Here is a 17,210-nt window from a genome sequence, read left to right on the forward strand (position 1 = left end):
AAACTTTTGAAATAAATGAAGAAATAAGTTTAAAAAGAGAGTGAAAGCAGCTTCAATTTGAAAAATCAACCTATATCTTGATTTGAAATTAACCTATTGAATTTAAAAATAGTATTTTTGCATTATGGAAACAAATAGACAGAAAAAAATAGGCGGTGTCATCCAAAAAGATTTGGTTGATATCTTGCAAGGTGAAGTGCGAAAAAACGGAATTACCAATTTAGTAATTTCAGTATCCAAAGTTAGTGTTACTACAGATTTATCAGTAGCAACAGTATATTTAAGCATTTTTCCTCAGGAAAAAGCCCAAGAAACTTTAGAAGGAATAAAATCAAATACAACTTTAATTAAACACGATTTATCGCAGCGCGTGCGTTTACAGTTACGCCGTGTACCAAACTTGGTGTTTTTTATCGATGACTCATTAGATTATATCGAAAAAATCGACAATGCTTTAGCGGGCAAAGAAAACCCAATTGAAAACCGTGATCTTTTAGAAAAAAGAAGAAAATCATAAATTGAATTTCCCCCTTTACATAGCCAAACGTTATATTTTTAGCAAAAGTAAAAACAATGCTATTAATATTATTAACCGTATTGCCAGCATGGGAATCATCGTTGGTACAATGGCTTTGTTTGTGGTTTTATCTGTTTTTAGCGGATTAAAGGTTTTTAGTCTTTCGTTTACAAATGAAATAGATCCTGATTTAAAAATGACAAGTACTTACGGAAAATCATTTTTAATTACTCCGGATCAGGAAAATCAGGTTAAGAAAATTGATGGTGTTGTTTCGTACACCAAAATAATAGAAGAACGCGTTTTGTTCTTATTTAAAGACAAACAAAAAGTTACCTATTTAAAAGGAGTTGATAGCAATTATCCAGTAGTCAACGATATCAGAAAAAAGCTTTTCACCGGACAATGGCTAAAACCAGATACGTATCAGGTTGTAATTGGCTACGGCATTTCACGCGATTTTTCTTTAGGTGTTCTTGATTTCGAAAACCCGTTGCAGATATTTGCTCCAAAACCAGGAAAAGGAGGAATTGAAAATCCGGATGATGCTTTTACAAAAACAGATGTTCTTCCGGTGGGAATTTATTCCATAAGTGAAGATTTGGATTCAAAATATGTTTTTGCTGATTTAGGTCTAGTGCAGGAATTATTAATGTACAAGCCAAATCAGATTTCGGGACTCGAATTTAATTTGAAAGACGAAGCAAATGAAAATGCGATAAGAGCACAACTTGAAAGTATTTTCAAAAATAAAGTTACGCTTAAAAATAGAGCACAGCTGAATGAATCTTTATACAGAATGCTGAACACCGAAAATATCGCTGTTTACTTGATTTTTACGTTGGTGATTATTGTAGCACTTTTTAATTTGATTGGCGCTTTAATTATGATGATTTTAGAGAAGAAAGGAAACTTAAAAACCCTTTTTAATCTTGGAACAGAAATTAGCCATCTGAGAAAAATATTCTTGCTTCAAGGAACTTTGTTGAGTGTTTTTGGAGGTATAATCGGACTTGTATTAGGTGTTATTCTCGTACTTTTACAACAGAAATACTCGCTAATAATGATTACCCCAACACTGGCTTTTCCGGTTGTTTTTACAATTGAAAACATATTAATTGTTTTAGGAACCATTATTTCTCTTGGCTTTTTGGCTTCTCTAATTGCTTGTAGCCGAGTGAGTAAAAAGCTGTTGGATTAATATTTCTGGCTAAAAAATATTCCCTATATTTATCGTCTCAAAAAATTAGCGCATATGATTGTTTCTGCCTAATCCTATTTTATTTTTTAGAATAATTAGGATACTTACGTTTTTTTTCGCGTTCAGATTATTGCATCTGAACCCATTTTTTCATTTATCCTAACTTATCATGACAGAAACTACAATACAGAAAAACTTCTTTTCTAAAATTTTCACTACTTTAAAACAAGCCTTAAAAGGTGATGAATCATTTGATTATACTTCTGGAAGTATAAAAAAAGCCGTAATTCTCCTAGCCATTCCGATGGTTTTGGAAATGATGATGGAATCGGTTTTTGCTTTAGTCGATTTATATTTCGTCGGACATTTAGAACACAGCAGTTTCGCAATTCAAACCGTTGGATTAACTGAATCAGTTCTAACGATTATCTACTCGCTCGCAATAGGAATGAGTATGGCGGCAACTGCGGTTGTGGCAAGAAGAATTGGAGAAAAAGATCCAATCGCAGCAGCAAAAGCCGGAATGCAGGCCATAATTGTTGCAATCGCCGTAAATGCTGTAATGAGTGTTTTGGGAATTATTTATGCCAAAGATATTCTGCTTTTGATGGGCGCATCTGTCGAAGCCGCTGAACATGGTTTTAGATTCACTCAAATTATGATTGGATCGAGCTTATGCATTATGCTTTTATTTCTGATAAACGGAATTTTCCGTGGAGCAGGAAACGCCGCAATTGCAATGAAAAGCCTTTGGATTGCCAATATCTGCAATATCATTTTATGTCCAATTTTAATTAACGGTTTTGGCCCAATTCCTGCTTTCGGATTGATTGGTGCCGCTCTGGCAACAACTTTTGGAAGAAGTATTGGTGTTTTATATCAGGTTTATCATTTGTTTTTTGGAAACGGAATTTTAAAAATTAAGATTCCATATTTCGCGCCTGATTTCCCACAAATAAAAGCTTTAGTAAAAATCGCGGCTCCAGGAATTTTACAGTTTGTAATTGCCTCTTGTAGTTGGATTTTCTTAGCGCAATTAGTGGCGACAACAGGCGGAGATCATGGTTCTGCAGGTTATCAAACTGCCCTTAGAATTATGATGTTTTTTATTCTTCCAGCTTGGGGATTGAGTAATGCTGCTGCAACTTTGGTCGGACAAAATTTAGGTGCGAAACAAATAGAACGTGCCGAAAAATCAGTTTATACAACTGCACGATACAATGTGATTTTTATGGCTTCGATTATGATTGTCACTTTGGTTTTTGGACAATATATTATTTCGTTTTTCACTAATGATAATCAGGTCAAAACCATTGCGATTGAAGCATTGCAGATCATGAGCATTGGATTTATTTTCTACGGAATTGGAATGGTTTTGATCAATACTTTCAACGGAGCAGGAGACACTTGGACTCCAACGGGAATTAATTTCTTTGGTTTTTGGTTGTTCCAAATTCCGTTAGCATTTGTATTAGCAAAACATTTCAACATGGGACCAACAGGAGTTTTTATTGCCATTCCAGTTGCTGAAACCGCAATTACTTTAGCCGGAATCTTTTTCTATAAAAGAGGAAAGTGGAAACGTGTTCAGGTATAATTAATAACATCGGTCAAAAGTTACTAGTTATTTAGTCTTTTGACCGATGTTGTTGATATAATTCATATGTATAAGACAATAATCTTGAATGTCTTTTAAGTTATATAATTCACTTTCTGTTTTTGTTTTGTATAGCCAATCTAATTCGGGATAAATAATTTTATATGAAGAGGCTTGTTTCCTTAACTTGGCAATTTTACAAAGTAATTTTAGAGCTCGTATTTCGTCATTATGACCAGTATTTTTCAAAACCTCAAGTTTAGAATTGGCAATAGAAGCATCATAAAATATTGATAAATATGCAGATGCTATTTTCCACAAATCTGGATTTGCTATTTTTTCTTCAATACTAATTTGGTTCACTAATGAAACAAGATCCATATCAACATTGGCTTTAGTTGTATTAATGTTTAGTAAAATTGGAGTAATAACGAGGCTATTAAGTCTTGTTTCTTCCTCGTTTATCAATTTTGGTAAAAGATAATCTAGATGGGGGCTTTTTGGATTTAATTTATAAATTTCTTCAATTGCAATTTTTTTATCTGCTCTAAAACCATACAAAGACCATAATGCAATTTTTTCATTATTATTTTTTGTAAATAACAATGATTCGTAAAAAGACTTATTATCTTTAATATAAAAATTATTTGCTATTTCAGCTCTGCTATCTATGTTATTCTCATAGATAACGCTATATATATAATTTGCTTTTGCTTGATTATTTTGTTGTTTATATATGCCAGCACAATATGATAATGCTCTATAATAAAGCGCATTTTTTGGTTCAGAATTTTTAGTTTTTTCAAAAAATGAAAGCAGATTTTCTTTTTGCTGACTATAAAAATATGCCTTGATAATTTGAAACCAATATCGGTTTCTAAGAAATTGATCTTCTAAAGTTTCGTATTTTAAAAGTAATTGATTTATAACGTCATTATTCACTAACGGAAAATCCACATTATTATAATTCCAGGAATATTTTGAAGAAACACTGCTTTTTTCTATTTTTTTTGCAAAATAGATGAATTCAAAAAAGTTAGAAGTTTCGTCGAATTTTAAATGGCTTTTCTTTTTATGTTGATTTAAATTATAAATTTCTTGTATCTTTTTTTCAGCATTTTCATTAAATAAAAAATATTCAAGTGTATCTACTTTAATCTTGTCTTCCAGATGTTTATTCCATTCAGTTAAAATAATTTTGTTATGTCGAGTGTTATAACTAGTGTTAAAATTAATATCATAATATTTAACTTCTTGTCTGAATAGAAAGGGAGATAATGATTTTTCGGAAATTTTATCATTTAAAAAGGGAACTTTAGTATTTGATGAATGATGTAGAAAAAATACCGCGATGATAATGATGATAAAACTAAAAAGAATTGCATATTTTTTGAAAGAATCTTTTTTCATCTGATAAGGGTTTTAAATTTATAGGATCTAAATCGTAAAATATTAATTCATTTGGAGTGTTTTTTAATTTTGGACCTAGATCTTTAATCATTTCATATAAATCTTTCTTTTGAACAACATCAATTTGTATAATGTCTCCTTTTTTATAAAATATACCATCTTTAAGCAAATTGTTCTTAACGATGACTTGATTGTTTCTAATAGTTTTGAAATTGTTTCCTAAATAGAATTGTTCGATATCTGTTTTGCTATATAAAGCAAGTACTTTATTATTTCTTCGATGAATAATCCAAGAATAAACAGGAAGAGCTAAATCTAATTTCAAAGGGTAATCTTTTAAATTTTTTAAGTACTCTTTTGCAATATTTCTATCATAAATTAAATTGTCATTAGAATCAAGAGTGCTCATATTATAGTACATTAAAACACCTCTGTCAACATTTGGTATCCCTGCCAATTTTAAATATTTTATTTGATGTAAGCGTATTGTTGCAGATAAACTACAGTTAAATTTCGTTTTAAAAAGTGACAGAAAAGCAAAATAATTATCTCTGCTTTGCTTTGACCAATCACAGTCAAATTGAATTTCTTTTATATGTAAATTGTTCTTTTTGTTTATTTGATCAATCAGATTTTTAATTTTATCTGCTAAGTCAGATGTATTTAAAGATTGATTAAGCATAACTTCATTTTTTATAAAAATGACGGGAACAATTTCTAAATTTTCTGGTTGTTCTTTAAAAATTATAGGTAAAAGAGGTAAAGGAATATTGTCTTTTAAAGCAACATCAAAATATCGTATGTAGATTTTGTTGATGCTATTTTCTTTTAGTATATTCTTCTCTTCATTATTTAAATTGAAAATAGTTTTCCAATAATAGAAGGAAGGTTTCGGTTCTATTTCATTTTTACAACTAACAAAGAACATAATGAATCCAAAAGATAATAGATATAAATTTTTCATATGTTTTTAAAAACAATTAGGAGATTATAGTTTATAATTTATTGTGAAAAGAATTACTCTAGGCATAATGTATGTATTTCTTTCACTGATTACATAATCTAAAAAGGAGTATTCATTTTTTGTTTTGTTATTAAAAAAATTATTGATCGATAGTTCGAAAAAAAAAGGATTATTTTTCTTTTGATAGTTTATGGCAGTGTTTGTAACATTGTAAAAATTGCTTTGTTGACTACTATAAATATTTTCTTGTGCTTCATAACTTAAACGGAAATTCCAGCTTGGAAATACTTGAATTGCTAAATCTGAATTTATAGTTGTTGTATTAAAACTAGAATTTGTCAATCCTGAAAATTGACCAAATCCTTTTGTATATCCAACTTTGAAATCAGGCCATTTTTTATAGGCAGTTTTAAACCAGATTCCAACTTTTTGATTGTTTCTATTATTTGAAGTGGTAATTTCGTTTAGTGTTTGTAAATAATTAAACCAACTTATATTGGATATTAATTTAATATTTAAGCGATAGATGTCCTTTCCAAAAGAACCGTTGAAACTATAATTAGTTTCTGGATTATTAGTTAGAATAGGAGTGTTGTATTGATTTATGCCATCTATTACAACTTCGTTACGAATGGTTTTTATTTTTTGATTAAAATTTAATCCAGCATCCAATGTGAATTTTCGGTAGTTGTCCATTTTGCTGTACCTCAAAGTTGCAAAATGATATTGCTCATATCTTAAATTAGCATTACCCCTGTAAATCAAGTTGTAAGATTGTAAAGTATATTGTTCAGCAAGCTGGTTTACAGTAGGAAAATTATTAGCTAATTTATATGTGAGAGATAATGATTCTGAATTATTAAATTGATAATCACTATTTAATTGTGGTAAAAGTTTCGTTTGTGAATATTGAGATTCACCAGAGAATTGGTTAGTATTTAATTGATAGTGATGTAAAAAAAGACCTATTCTATTTTTAAGTTTTCCTATTTTGTTTTTATATTCTATGCCTAAATAGCTATCATTCATTTTATATTTTACATCATTTCCAAAACTATTCTGCGAAAAATCCTTGCTGGTTCCATTGGTAAGATTTTGCATCTCATCGGTTAGAAAATGAGAAGTTTCGAAATTGTTTCCGATCGAGGAATATATATGATTGAAATCATTTAAAATCCAATAATGTTTAAATAAAACATCAATATTGTTGTTCTGGACTCTTTTGAGTTGTTTGATGGAATAAATACTGTCTTTTTCAATTGGAATACTACCTTCAAAAAATGGCTGGTCTGTTATCCAATTACTATTAGGAGTTGCATATTCGTATTGTTGATTTATAGCTAATGTTGTAGTATGCGATGTATTATATTTTTTATGCCATTCCAAATATTGTTTAATAGAACTATTATCAGCATTCTGAATAGTTTCAAATAAAGTTGAATTTGCATTTGTAATAGAATTTATTGTTTCTACTAAATCATTAGTACTCAACTGAAATTGTAAATTATAAAACCAATTGTTTTTTTTGTTAGGTGCATAATCTAATTTTAAATTGTAGATTCCTAAAATAGATTCATTATTTCCTTTTTGGGTCTTATTTTCAAAAGTAACATTGCTATTTTCTAAGTATTCATTATAGGTTTCTATTTTTGATTTTGTTAAAATTTTGGAAAAAATACCAAAGCAAGAAAAACTTACTTTTGAAGAAAAAGTATTACTAAAGTTAAAAGCTGCAAACTGAGAATTATTTAAAATCACATCATTATTAGCTCGTGTAAAAGAGAACAAATTAGTTAATGATTTTCTCTTTTCGATAAAACTGCTTGAACCGCCTTGAAATCTGCTCAAATCCTGATAAGTAAATACTCGTTTCCCTACATTATTTAAATCTCCAATAAAACTTATATTTGTTTTAGGGCTGTAATAAAATAAAGCAGTATGTCCTAAATAAAATTTATTATCGTCATTACCTGCTTCTGCACCAGCTTCAACATCACCAAAAACAAACTTCTTTTTGTCTTCTTTTAATTTTACATTCATGGCTAGTTCATCACTGTCCGAAACTTGTTTAAGCAATCCCACTTGATTAAAATGATCAATAACTTCAATTTTATCAAGAGCATCTGCAGGAATATTTTCTACGGCTAGTTTTGACCCACCACCAAAAAAAGGTTTACCTTCTACCAGCATTTGTGTTACTTTTTTTCCTTGCACAGTTACCTCGCCATTTTTGTCTACTTCAACACCGGGTAATTTTTCCAGTAATTCTTTCATTTTTCTTTCGCGTCCATTTGTGAAGCTCTTAATAGAATAGGTTATCGTGTCTTTTTTTATGATTATCGGATTATGCTGTATTATGATTTCTTTTAAATTCTCTTCTTTACGTACTAACTTAAATTGATAATAGTCTAATTTTGAATTTGATTCAATTAGGACAATTTGTTCATTAAATCCTATGTGAGAAATTGTTATTTGATAATCTTCGTCTATTTCAAGTTCTAATTTAAATCGTCCTTTATTATCCGTAATTACGAATTTTGTCCCGTTCTTTTTTGATTTTGGAAATGCAATCACATTTGCATTTTCCAAAACGTTGCTATCATCTGAAGTGATGATACCACTTATAGTTCTTGTTTGAGAAAAACAAAAAAAAGGTATTAAACAAAAAACGAAATGATAGAGTAAACGCACTAGTTTATTTTGAAGTGTCAAATTATTTTAACGATTCTTCCATAGTAATGTATTTTCCTTTACTTGGCTTTTCTATTTTTATTTCTGGGTTTTTGATGTTGAATTCTATCTTTGTTGCATAAAAATAAGTTCTAGAGTTAAGACTTGCTTCTAAAACTAATCCAGGTACACCATCTAGCCCTACAGGACCAAAAGGAAATGAAAGTTCTGGAGCAAACCAGACTTCGGGAGTGAAGGTTAACATTTTGTTTCTTTTTGTACTAAACTCTTGATAGGTACAGATAGCCTTATAGCATTTGTAACCATTAATCATTTTAGTTTCATTGGTTATTTCCCATTTGTATTCATCGTAAGGATGAATAACATTAATAAGTCCTCCATAATCCCGTTGTTCTATTTTTTCCTTTGCACCAATATCTTTGTAGAAAATGCCCTTTGCTCTTATTGCGACTAGTTTATAAATAAAAGGATCGCCAACATCTAGTTTTTCTACTAATGAGTAAATACTTTTATTTTTGTTGAAGTATAGTTTGCATTCAATTAATTCTCGAGCGGCTTTATAATCATCAAGTTTTTTTTTCTCTTCTAGAGTAAGGATTTTATTATCAATAGCTTCATTTGGAATCAATCCCATTTTATAGGTTACACATGATATCGAGTCTGTAATAGTTTGAGAATGAATATTAGCGAAAGCAAAAAGAAATAAAAGGAATATTTTATTTTTCATTTTTTTAAGTTTATACGCTCCAATTAAAGGAGCGTAGTTTTTAATTAATGTGATATACACTGATTATAATAATCACAATAGAATGTATGCCATTGGTAATCAGTAAAACATCCACCACCGTTTGCTTCATCATCATTAACTGCTGATGAGGCTATTTCCCAACATGCATCACTTACTATTTTTGAACAATCATTTGCATATGTAACTCCTAATATGCACATGAGAAAAGAGGTAATAATTAATTTTTTCATAATAAAATTTTATGTGTTAATAATGTGACGAAGATATAAGCATTTAGTAAAATTTAAAGATTTTTCTTACCCTGTTTTTGCATAAACAAATTTAAATCTTACAAAACGGTAAATTTTTTATTAAATTTATAACCTCAATAACTATTAAGGAATGAATTTAATTGTTGGAAATAAACTAAAAAGATTGCGTAAGCAAAGAGGATTTACACAAGAGCAGATGGCAGATTTATTAGCAATTTCGCAATCAGCTTATGCCCGTATAGAAAATGGAGAAAGTCAGTCTTGGGCAAATTATATTAAAAAAATCTGTAAGATTTTTGAAATACTACCGGAAGAATTGTTTAAAGATGAAAATTAAATAAAAATGCAATCACTTTGAATGTTTTTTAAAACGAGGAAAGTGGAAACGCGTTCAAGTTTAATTCGTACAATATTTCCTAAAAATATTCGTTAGATTTATGTAACCAAAAATAAATACCTATGAAAAACAAGATTAAACTTTTAGGAATTTTATGCAGTCTAGTATTTGGATTTCTTGCATTTACAACTTTAGATAAAAAAGTGGTTGTAATAGATGCTGGTCATGGTGGTGAAGATGTAGGTGCTAAAGTCAGTGAATTTGAAGAAAAATTGATTACTGAAGCAGTCGCAAAAAGAATCAAAGAACAAAACAAAAATGCGAATGTTGAAATTGTTTTACTTCGTGAAGGTGATGTTAATATGGCTTTAAAAGAAAGAGTTTTGGCCATTAATAATTTGAAACCAGATTTGGTAATTTCATTGCATATTTCTGCTAATTCAAATAGTAATGCAAATGGAGTAGAAGCTTATATCTCGTCAAAAAAAACATTTTATGATCAGTCGAAAGAAATTGCTGAAACGGTAATCAGCAATATTGCCACGACAGGAAATCTAACAAAGAGAACCGTAAGTGAAGCGCCTTTTTTTATTTTAAAAAATTCAGATTGTCCAACGATGCTTTTGGAAATGGGATTTTTATCAAATGAAAAAGATAGAAACTATATTACCACTGAAAAAGGGCAAGATGAAATTGCTGCTAAAATTTTAGAATCTGTAAAATAAAAATATTGTTACAAAAATAAGGGCCTTCAAATTTTGAAGGTCTTTTTATTTGTAGGAAATTTATCTTAAATTTGTTTTCTAAAATTAAATGCTTTTATGATTAAGATTAATTTAGAAAACACTTTTGAGGCTATACATGTAAGCTCTAATTTCGATCAATATATTTTTGAATCCCAACTAAAGAATAATAAAATAATTCAACTTAAAGTTAAGTTCACAAACATAGTACATTCTTTATTATCCGATGTCTATAATTTAGCTTTTGGGCCATTTGATGCAACTGGAAAAATAGATGATTCAATTAATCTTAAACATAAAGACAGTAATAAAGTTTTCTCGACAATTATTTTGTTTTCGATAACTTTTTTAAAAAATAACCCACATACTTCAATTGGCATCGATGGCTCAGATGATTTACGAGCTAATTTATATCATCGTATGTTTAGATATAATTACAAAGATTTAAAAGATTTTTTAGTAATTATCGGAGTAGATTGGTACGTGAGATTACTTCGAAATGGCACAATTGAATTAGATAATAATGGATCGGCATTTTTCAAACCAAAACCAGAATCTTTTGATTTTCAAAGAAAAACTAATGATCTTTATAGATACTATATGTTTAATTTAAATCAATAATGTTTAAATTTGCTTTATGAAAGATTCGATTCAAAATAAGATTAATAAAATTCAGGAAATTGCTTTAGCTTCTGCTTCTGAGAAAAGAATTGTTGATGACAGACATGTTACCGAATCAAATTATAGTGATAATTTGACCAAATCAATTCGAAATAAAAAAGAAGCTGAATTGTTTTTTTCGGAATTAAAATCAGTCATTGACCAAGCTAAAAAAAACTCTAGAAGAAATGTTTTAGAATAATTTTAGACGAAAATAAATTAAACAAAAAGGCCTTCAAATTTTGAAGGCCTTTTTTTATATTTTTTAAGCAAATTCATATCCTGCATAAACCTGTTCAATTTCTTTCATAATGGCGAATAAATCTTCAGGAGCATCGGTTGTAACTAATTTTTGTTTGAATTCTTTGAACGAATGAATTCCTTTGAAATAGTTCGTATAATGACGACGCATTTCTACAATTCCTAAACGCTCGCCTTTCCAGTCCATCGACCACTGCAAATGATTTCTAGCAGCTTCAACACGATCAATAACCGTTGGAGCAGGCAAGTGTTCACCCGTTTTGAAATAATGCTTGATTTCGTTGAAAATCCACGGATAACCAATTGCGGCGCGGCCAATCATGATACCGTCAATTCCGTATTCGTTTTTATATTTTAATGCTTTTTCTGGACTGTCAATGTCGCCATTTCCGAAAATTGGCATTGTAATTCTTGGGTTGTTTTTTACACGCGCAATATGCGACCAGTCAGAATGGCCTTTGTACATTTGCGCACGAGTTCTCGCGTGAATTGTTAAAGCTTGAACACCAATATCCTGAAGCCTTTCAGCAACTTCATCAATATTTATAGAGTTGTCGTCCCAGCCTAAACGTGTTTTTACGGTAACAGGCAAATCAGTTCCTTTGATAACCGCTTTGGTTAAGCGAACCATCAAATCAACATCTTTTAAAACTCCTGCACCTGCACCACGGCAAACTACTTTTTTTACCGGACATCCAAAATTGATATCCACTAAATCTGGTTTTACAGTTGAAACAATTTTAGATGACATTTCCATTGCTTCTTCATCTCCACCAAAAATCTGGATTCCTACCGGACGTTCATAATCAAAAATATCCAACTTCATTCTGCTTTTGATTGCATCACGAATTAATCCTTCTGATGAAATGAATTCAGAATACATCATGTCAGCGCCGTGCGTTTTGCATAATCTGCGAAACGGCGGATCGCTCACATCTTCCATTGGAGCAAGCAGTAAAGGAAATTCGGGTAATTCTATGTTGCCAATCTTGACCATCTTCATAATTTTTTGCAAAATTACAACATTTTAATCGAATTGACACAATTCGAGGGACAAAGGCATAAAGTAACAAAGGGACGAAGGTTTTTTTATAGTGCTGATTAACAGACTTTGAACCTTTGTCCCTTTGTTACTTTGTGCCTAATATTAAGACCTATAATCAAAAAACCGAATTGGTTTTCGGCTCATTGGATTAAAAACTAAAGGGTTTAAAGTTTCTTTTGAGGCGAATTCTATTTTTGGAGTTACTCTCAATTTGGCTCTAAAATGGTCTTTTATTTCTTGAAGAAATTCTGGAGTTTGATTTTTTACGGCAATTTTTATCAGGATTTCATCGGTGCCTAAATCATTTGTAGAAATTTCGATTAAATGATTTTCGATATTATCAAAACTGCTCAAAACATCATTCATCGCTGGCGGATAAAGCGTTGTTCCTTTGTATTTTATCATTTGTTTTTTACGGCCGACAACCGGGCCAACGCGCAAAGTATTTCGCCCGCAGGTACAAGGTTCATTGTGAAGCTGGACAATATCTCCGGTTTTAAAACGCAATAAAGGCATGGCTTCAATTCCTAAAGTAGTAAAAGTCAGCTCGCCGGTTTCACCATTTTTTACGGGAATATTATTTTCGTCGAGAACTTCAACAATAATCAATTCCGGATGATGATGTCCGCCTTTTCCATGTTCACATTCTGTAAAAGCGGTGCTCATTTCCGTGGAAGCATAAGTCGAAAACAACTTAATATTCCACTTGTCTGTGATTTTTTTGGATAGAATATTCATTGAAAAATCCTGTTCTCTCAAAGATTCTCCAATACAAATTGCACCTTTTATGCTTGAATTATTATAATCGATTCCGTGAATTTCGGCATATTCAATTAATTTCAAAAGGAAAGAAGGAACCGTAATTAAATAACTCGGATTGTATTTTAAAATCGAATCCCATTGCATTTCCGGAATTCCGGCACCAACACGGATTACGCCGACTTTCAGTTTTCTTAAACCAAGAAAATAAGCCAATCCGGCCATAAATTTTCTATCAATTGTGGTCATTAATTGTACAACGTCGCCTTCTGTGATTCCGGCGCAAGCAAAAGAAATTGCTTCATTATAAGCCAATCGATCTAAATCAGAATCGGTTAAACCGAAAGTTACCGGATCGCCTAAAGTTCCTGATGTCGAGGCGTAATCAATGATTTTATGTTGCGGAACACACAAAAAATCGTCGTTGTATTGCTGTAAATCTTCTTTGGTTGTAACGGGTAAAAATTGTAAATCTTCCAGCGTTTTTACTTTCGAAATATCAATATTTTGTCCTGCAAAAAGTCTTTTATAAAAAGGTGAATTCTCGGCGATATACGCTAAAAGCTCGGTTAATTTTTGTTCTTGAAAAACTTTAATTTCGTCTAAAGAATTTTTTTCTATTGCTGGAATCATTGTAATTTTCTTTTGAGTTTTTTTAAATATTTTTCAATTTTTGCTTTTTCAGGAGCTGTAGTAATTTCTTTGGTCAATGCTTTTTCAAAATTAATTTGAGCAGCGCGGAATTGTTTTTTTTGATAAAAGTACAACCCTGCTTTGTAATATACAACCCAATAATCTGGGTTTAGCAATTGATACTGCTGAATAAATTCGGGCGAAATGGTTTCTTTATTTTTTAGATATAAATCCATTTGATGATTTTCGGATTTAAACTTTTTATAGTTTTGGAAAGCTTCGGTTTTTATAAAAGGATCTTTGGCAATATTTAAATTTTCTTGTTCAAATGAAATTGTGGTATTCGTTTTTCTTCCATTAAAAATAGAATCCAGATTATAACACACAAATTCGCCCAACTGAAATGGATTTGCCGAAACCCAAACTAGTTTTTCTTTCGGTTTAAAAATAATTCCGTGATGTGCCAATAACTGATTCAGTGCTTTTTCGTTGCCCAAACCAAGCGGAATATCATTTAAACCATTTTTATCTCTAAGAATTTCTGAAGCAATTTCAGGATTTATTTTTTTGTTTTCAGACAAAAGCTCCTGCATTCTTTCAAAGCGATATTGAGAATGACTTTCTGCAATTTGTGCCTGATTTCGCTTTTCATTTTTGAAAGCTTCACTCTGAAAATGATTCGAACAAATTAATTGATTGCTGTTTGGAACTTCATAAACGTCTATTTTTTTTGGAGAAACTTCAATTAGGACGGCTTTATTATCTTGCGCACTTCCTACCATAATCGATTCAGAAACAAAGACGGATCGCTTTTTTGCAATGACAATCGCTTCGTCAATCGTTGAAGCATGCTGTAAAATTTCACGGGTCAAAATAGAAATTGGTGTTTTGGCACTCATCGGGATTTCTGATTTTGCCGCATTAATGGTAACCGTCAAACCTTGCTGATTCATTCCGGAAACAGCACCAATCATTCCGGGCCAGGAAACCATCATAAAATTGTTTCCTTGTTCTGGTTTTATAAACGCAATAATTTTATTTTCTGCGAAAGCATCATTAACATAAAAATCAAAATTGCGCCCGAGAATTAAATTTCCGTCTTCAGATTTTTCACCCCAAGCCGCAAATGACGAACAGCCAACCAAAGCCAAATCCTGCAAGGCGTGCCCAATGTCATGCGCTGCGTGCAGATATAAACCACGTTGATATTGCGGTGCAATATTGTCAAAGTCATGTGAAGTGTATTGTGAAATGCCGAAAATTTCCGTTTGATATTCGTCAGGAACATTGGCATATAATTTTCGGTTGTACCATTTTAAAAATTGACGCAATATTTTTTGTTCAAATTTCGACGGAACTAAATCTTTTATTTTGGAGAAGAAAATGTTTTGCTGTCTTTGTAAAAGCGAATCAGATAAGGCGCCGGTGTTGAGGCCAATTTCTAAAGGATCGCCTTCAACATATAATTCCCAAAGTCCCTGTTTGTTTTTTAAAAGCGAATTGTTTCCTGAAATAAAAATGCTGTCTGAAATTTTGGTGACAACAGGTTTTGTTGAATTATAAGTGGAAATATCTGGCTGATGATTTTTTGATTTTGATGTACCGCAAGAAATAAGAATTCCCAAAAAACCGAGGAAGAAAAGATATGTAATTCGGTTTTTCATAATTCAATTAATAGGTCTCAAAAACAGCTTAAAAGCAGGTTATTTACTATATTTTTATTGCAGTTTTTAAAAAAGTTTTTAACCGCAAATTACGCAGATTCACACAAATTAATTTGCGAAAATTTGTGTAATTTGTGGTTAAATTACGCATTTCAATTTCACAGAATTAAAGTCTGCCAACCAAACTTATGTACTTCAAATTAATCGTGCTTTAGTCAACAGTCTGATTAATTTTATTGATCAAATATTCTTTTCCAACAATTTCTGAGCAAGTGACAACCGCGCCAATTGTTACTCCGAGAACGCCATGCATATTAATACTTTGACCTGTAAGATATAAATTTTCTAACTTGGTTTTTGAAGGAATTAAAGTTTTTAACGGATTATTAGAATCTTTAACATAACCGTACATATTTCCGTTGTCACCGCCAATATAATCACGATAGGAAAGCGGACTTGAAGTATGAATCGATTTTATGCAATCTCTAATTCCAGGAAATTTTATTTCGATTTCATCTAAAAATTTAGCCGTTTTTCTGGCTTTGAATTCTTCATAACTTTCACCTCGATCGTTTTTTTCGACGGTTGTATTAAAAGTGTTCGTCCAAGGCAAAACATCGTCGAATTTCATGTACGTAATAAACGTCATTCCATCGGCCCAAATTTCATCTTCTTGTGAAGCGTTCATGGAAGCCATATACATTTTTGGCCACGAATTTTCGTCGTATTCATGCGCTGACCAAACTTCACTGCTATTTTTGAAATGATAATAATTATGGTTGATGTATTTGAAAGTTTCTGGCTTGAAAACCAAGTGTAAACTGAAAGCGGAAAGTACGCCTTCAAGACTTTGAATTCGGTTGAAAAACGGTTTTCTGAAATTTGCTTCACCCGCCATTTTCAAAGTCGTTTTGGGTTCAATATTCGAAATAAAAAACGTTCCAGAAACCTGTGTTCCGTCTTTCATTTTAACCGAATTCACTTTGTGATTTTCGACTTCAAAACGTGTAACTTCTTTATGTTTATAAAATTCCCCGCCGTATTTTTTAAGCTGTTTCAAAAGCTGTTTTGTAATTTGGCTTCCGCCATTAATACAGCGCCACGAACTTTGAATGTATGAATTTACAATTAAGGCATGAACATAAAAAGGCGATTTATCTGGAATGCCGGCGTACAAAAAATTAGAACCTGCCAAAACCGCTTTCAGTTTTTCATTTTCTGTAAAAGAATCAATCGTTTCTTTTGCATTTAAAGTCAGAATTTCAGAATCATATTTTCCTTCTGATTCTAAATTATAAAGCGGAAAAGAATCACAAATCGCCTTAAGTTTTTCGCAATAATTGGAGATGTTTTTTTCTTCTTCGGGGAAATATTTTTTTAATTGCTGGACAAAATTTTCATAACCCTGCGCATGCGGATATTCGGTTTTATCACCTTCAAAAGAAATAATATCGAAAGCATTTTCGTCTAATTTCTTCAGATTCAGTTTGTCGATAATTCCCAAATATTTAAAATATTGATGCAGATTTTGGCCGTCGCCTAAACCTCCGATATAATGAATTCCGGTATCAAAAATGGTTTTATCACGAACAAAAGTTTGAAGATTCCCACCGTATTGATTGTTTTTTTCGAGCACACAAACGCTGTAGCCTTCTTTAGCCAGAATAATAGACGAAACCAGTCCGCCCAAACCACTGCCAACAATTACAACGTCGTAATGTTCTTTCAT

At 31.2% G+C, this 17,210-nt stretch carries 16 protein-coding genes; 7 read left to right on the forward strand and 9 right to left on the reverse strand.

The window, feature by feature from the left end; translation table 11 throughout:
- The first annotated feature begins 124 nt into the window (after positions 1-124).
- The 3 genes from rbfA to RB619_RS05000 all read left to right on the forward strand — a co-directional run bounded on the left by rbfA (position 125) and on the right by RB619_RS05000 (position 3,315).
- A complete protein-coding gene (gene rbfA / locus RB619_RS04990; protein ID WP_308094925.1) occupies positions 125-517 on the forward strand; it encodes a 30S ribosome-binding factor RbfA in 393 nt (130 codons plus the stop codon).
- Between the two features lies 1 nt (position 518).
- Positions 519-1,718, forward strand: coding sequence for an FtsX-like permease family protein (locus tag RB619_RS04995; protein WP_308094926.1), 1,200 nt, complete (start codon positions 519-521; stop codon positions 1,716-1,718).
- Between the two features lie 169 nt (positions 1,719-1,887).
- Positions 1,888-3,315, forward strand: coding sequence for an MATE family efflux transporter (locus tag RB619_RS05000; RefSeq protein ID WP_308094928.1), 1,428 nt, complete (start codon positions 1,888-1,890; stop codon positions 3,313-3,315).
- Positions 3,316-3,342: 27 nt separating this feature from the next.
- On the opposite strand, the gene RB619_RS05005 is transcribed toward RB619_RS05000, so the two are convergent.
- The 5 genes from RB619_RS05005 to RB619_RS05025 are packed head-to-tail and all read right to left on the reverse strand — an operon-like array spanning position 3,343 to position 9,358.
- Entirely contained in the window at positions 3,343-4,725 is a 1,383-nt protein-coding gene (locus RB619_RS05005; RefSeq protein ID WP_308094931.1) for a hypothetical protein, read from the reverse strand.
- Complete coding sequence (locus RB619_RS05010) at positions 4,685-5,689, reverse strand: hypothetical protein (RefSeq protein ID WP_308094933.1); 1,005 nt, start codon at positions 5,687-5,689, stop codon at positions 4,685-4,687. Before RB619_RS05010 ends, RB619_RS05005 begins: the two co-directional genes overlap by 41 nt.
- Before the next feature lie 24 nt (positions 5,690-5,713).
- Positions 5,714-8,380, reverse strand: a complete 2,667-nt coding sequence (locus tag RB619_RS05015; protein WP_308096164.1) for a TonB-dependent receptor — start codon at positions 8,378-8,380, stop codon at positions 5,714-5,716.
- 22 nt (positions 8,381-8,402) lie between these two features.
- Complete coding sequence (locus RB619_RS05020; protein WP_308094935.1) at positions 8,403-9,107, reverse strand: GLPGLI family protein; 705 nt, start codon at positions 9,105-9,107, stop codon at positions 8,403-8,405.
- A gap of 44 nt (positions 9,108-9,151) precedes the next feature.
- Positions 9,152-9,358: a hypothetical protein gene (locus RB619_RS05025; protein ID WP_308094937.1), complete on the reverse strand. Its 207-nt coding sequence runs from the start codon at positions 9,356-9,358 to the stop codon at positions 9,152-9,154.
- 151 nt (positions 9,359-9,509) lie between these two features.
- On the opposite strand from RB619_RS05025, the gene RB619_RS05030 reads away from it, so the two are divergent.
- From RB619_RS05030 to RB619_RS05045, 4 genes are all read left to right on the forward strand, one after another.
- Positions 9,510-9,716, forward strand: coding sequence for a helix-turn-helix transcriptional regulator (locus RB619_RS05030; RefSeq protein WP_308094939.1), 207 nt, complete (start codon positions 9,510-9,512; stop codon positions 9,714-9,716).
- Positions 9,717-9,838: 122 nt separating this feature from the next.
- The gene (locus tag RB619_RS05035; protein WP_308094940.1) at positions 9,839-10,441 is read left to right on the forward strand and encodes an N-acetylmuramoyl-L-alanine amidase; all 603 of its coding nucleotides are present in this window, start codon (positions 9,839-9,841) and stop codon (positions 10,439-10,441) included.
- Positions 10,442-10,537: 96 nt separating this feature from the next.
- A complete protein-coding gene (locus RB619_RS05040; RefSeq protein ID WP_308094942.1) occupies positions 10,538-11,080 on the forward strand; it encodes a hypothetical protein in 543 nt (180 codons plus the stop codon).
- A gap of 16 nt (positions 11,081-11,096) precedes the next feature.
- Positions 11,097-11,321: a hypothetical protein gene (locus RB619_RS05045; protein ID WP_308094944.1), complete on the forward strand. Its 225-nt coding sequence runs from the start codon at positions 11,097-11,099 to the stop codon at positions 11,319-11,321.
- A gap of 63 nt (positions 11,322-11,384) precedes the next feature.
- Here RB619_RS05045 and dusB read toward each other — a convergent pair whose 3' ends face one another.
- The 4 genes from dusB to RB619_RS05065 all read right to left on the reverse strand — a co-directional run bounded on the left by dusB (position 11,385) and on the right by RB619_RS05065 (position 17,210).
- The gene (gene dusB, locus RB619_RS05050; RefSeq protein ID WP_115887827.1) at positions 11,385-12,377 is read right to left on the reverse strand and encodes a tRNA dihydrouridine synthase DusB; all 993 of its coding nucleotides are present in this window, start codon (positions 12,375-12,377) and stop codon (positions 11,385-11,387) included.
- Positions 12,378-12,527: 150 nt separating this feature from the next.
- A complete protein-coding gene (locus RB619_RS05055; RefSeq protein ID WP_308094948.1) occupies positions 12,528-13,817 on the reverse strand; it encodes a phenylacetate--CoA ligase in 1,290 nt (429 codons plus the stop codon).
- Complete coding sequence (locus tag RB619_RS05060; protein WP_308094950.1) at positions 13,814-15,481, reverse strand: C45 family peptidase; 1,668 nt, start codon at positions 15,479-15,481, stop codon at positions 13,814-13,816. Before RB619_RS05060 ends, RB619_RS05055 begins: the two co-directional genes overlap by 4 nt.
- A gap of 211 nt (positions 15,482-15,692) precedes the next feature.
- Positions 15,693-17,210 carry an NAD(P)/FAD-dependent oxidoreductase gene (locus RB619_RS05065; RefSeq protein WP_308094952.1) on the reverse strand — a complete coding sequence of 506 codons (1,518 nt, stop codon included), beginning with the start codon at positions 17,208-17,210 and terminating at the stop codon, positions 15,693-15,695.

It is taken from the genome of Flavobacterium sp. LHD-80 (genome assembly GCF_030929605.1).
In the GTDB taxonomy this organism is placed as follows: Bacteria; Bacteroidota; Bacteroidia; order Flavobacteriales; family Flavobacteriaceae; genus Flavobacterium.

Excerpts from the sequence above, each read along its gene's own strand:
- RB619_RS05020 (WP_308094935.1), bottom strand. The coding sequence starts at position 9,107 with ATGAAAAATAAAATATTCCTTTTATTTCTTTTTGCTTTCGCTAATATT.
- RB619_RS05060 (WP_308094950.1), bottom strand. The coding sequence starts at position 15,481 with ATGAAAAACCGAATTACATATCTTTTCTTCCTCGGTTTTTTGGGAATT.
- RB619_RS05055 (WP_308094948.1), bottom strand. The coding sequence starts at position 13,817 with ATGATTCCAGCAATAGAAAAAAATTCTTTAGACGAAATTAAAGTTTTT.
- RB619_RS05010 (WP_308094933.1), bottom strand. The coding sequence starts at position 5,689 with ATGAAAAATTTATATCTATTATCTTTTGGATTCATTATGTTCTTTGTT.
- RB619_RS05035 (WP_308094940.1), top strand. The coding sequence starts at position 9,839 with ATGAAAAACAAGATTAAACTTTTAGGAATTTTATGCAGTCTAGTATTT.
- RB619_RS05030 (WP_308094939.1), top strand. The coding sequence starts at position 9,510 with ATGAATTTAATTGTTGGAAATAAACTAAAAAGATTGCGTAAGCAAAGA.
- RB619_RS05005 (WP_308094931.1), bottom strand. The coding sequence starts at position 4,725 with ATGAAAAAAGATTCTTTCAAAAAATATGCAATTCTTTTTAGTTTTATC.
- RB619_RS05025 (WP_308094937.1), bottom strand. The coding sequence starts at position 9,358 with ATGAAAAAATTAATTATTACCTCTTTTCTCATGTGCATATTAGGAGTT.
- RB619_RS05065 (WP_308094952.1), bottom strand. The coding sequence starts at position 17,210 with ATGAAAGAACATTACGACGTTGTAATTGTTGGCAGTGGTTTGGGCGGA.
- RB619_RS05040 (WP_308094942.1), top strand. The coding sequence starts at position 10,538 with ATGATTAAGATTAATTTAGAAAACACTTTTGAGGCTATACATGTAAGC.
- RB619_RS05000 (WP_308094928.1), top strand. The coding sequence starts at position 1,888 with ATGACAGAAACTACAATACAGAAAAACTTCTTTTCTAAAATTTTCACT.
- RB619_RS05045 (WP_308094944.1), top strand. The coding sequence starts at position 11,097 with ATGAAAGATTCGATTCAAAATAAGATTAATAAAATTCAGGAAATTGCT.
- rbfA (WP_308094925.1), top strand. The coding sequence starts at position 125 with ATGGAAACAAATAGACAGAAAAAAATAGGCGGTGTCATCCAAAAAGAT.
- dusB (WP_115887827.1), bottom strand. The coding sequence starts at position 12,377 with ATGGTCAAGATTGGCAACATAGAATTACCCGAATTTCCTTTACTGCTT.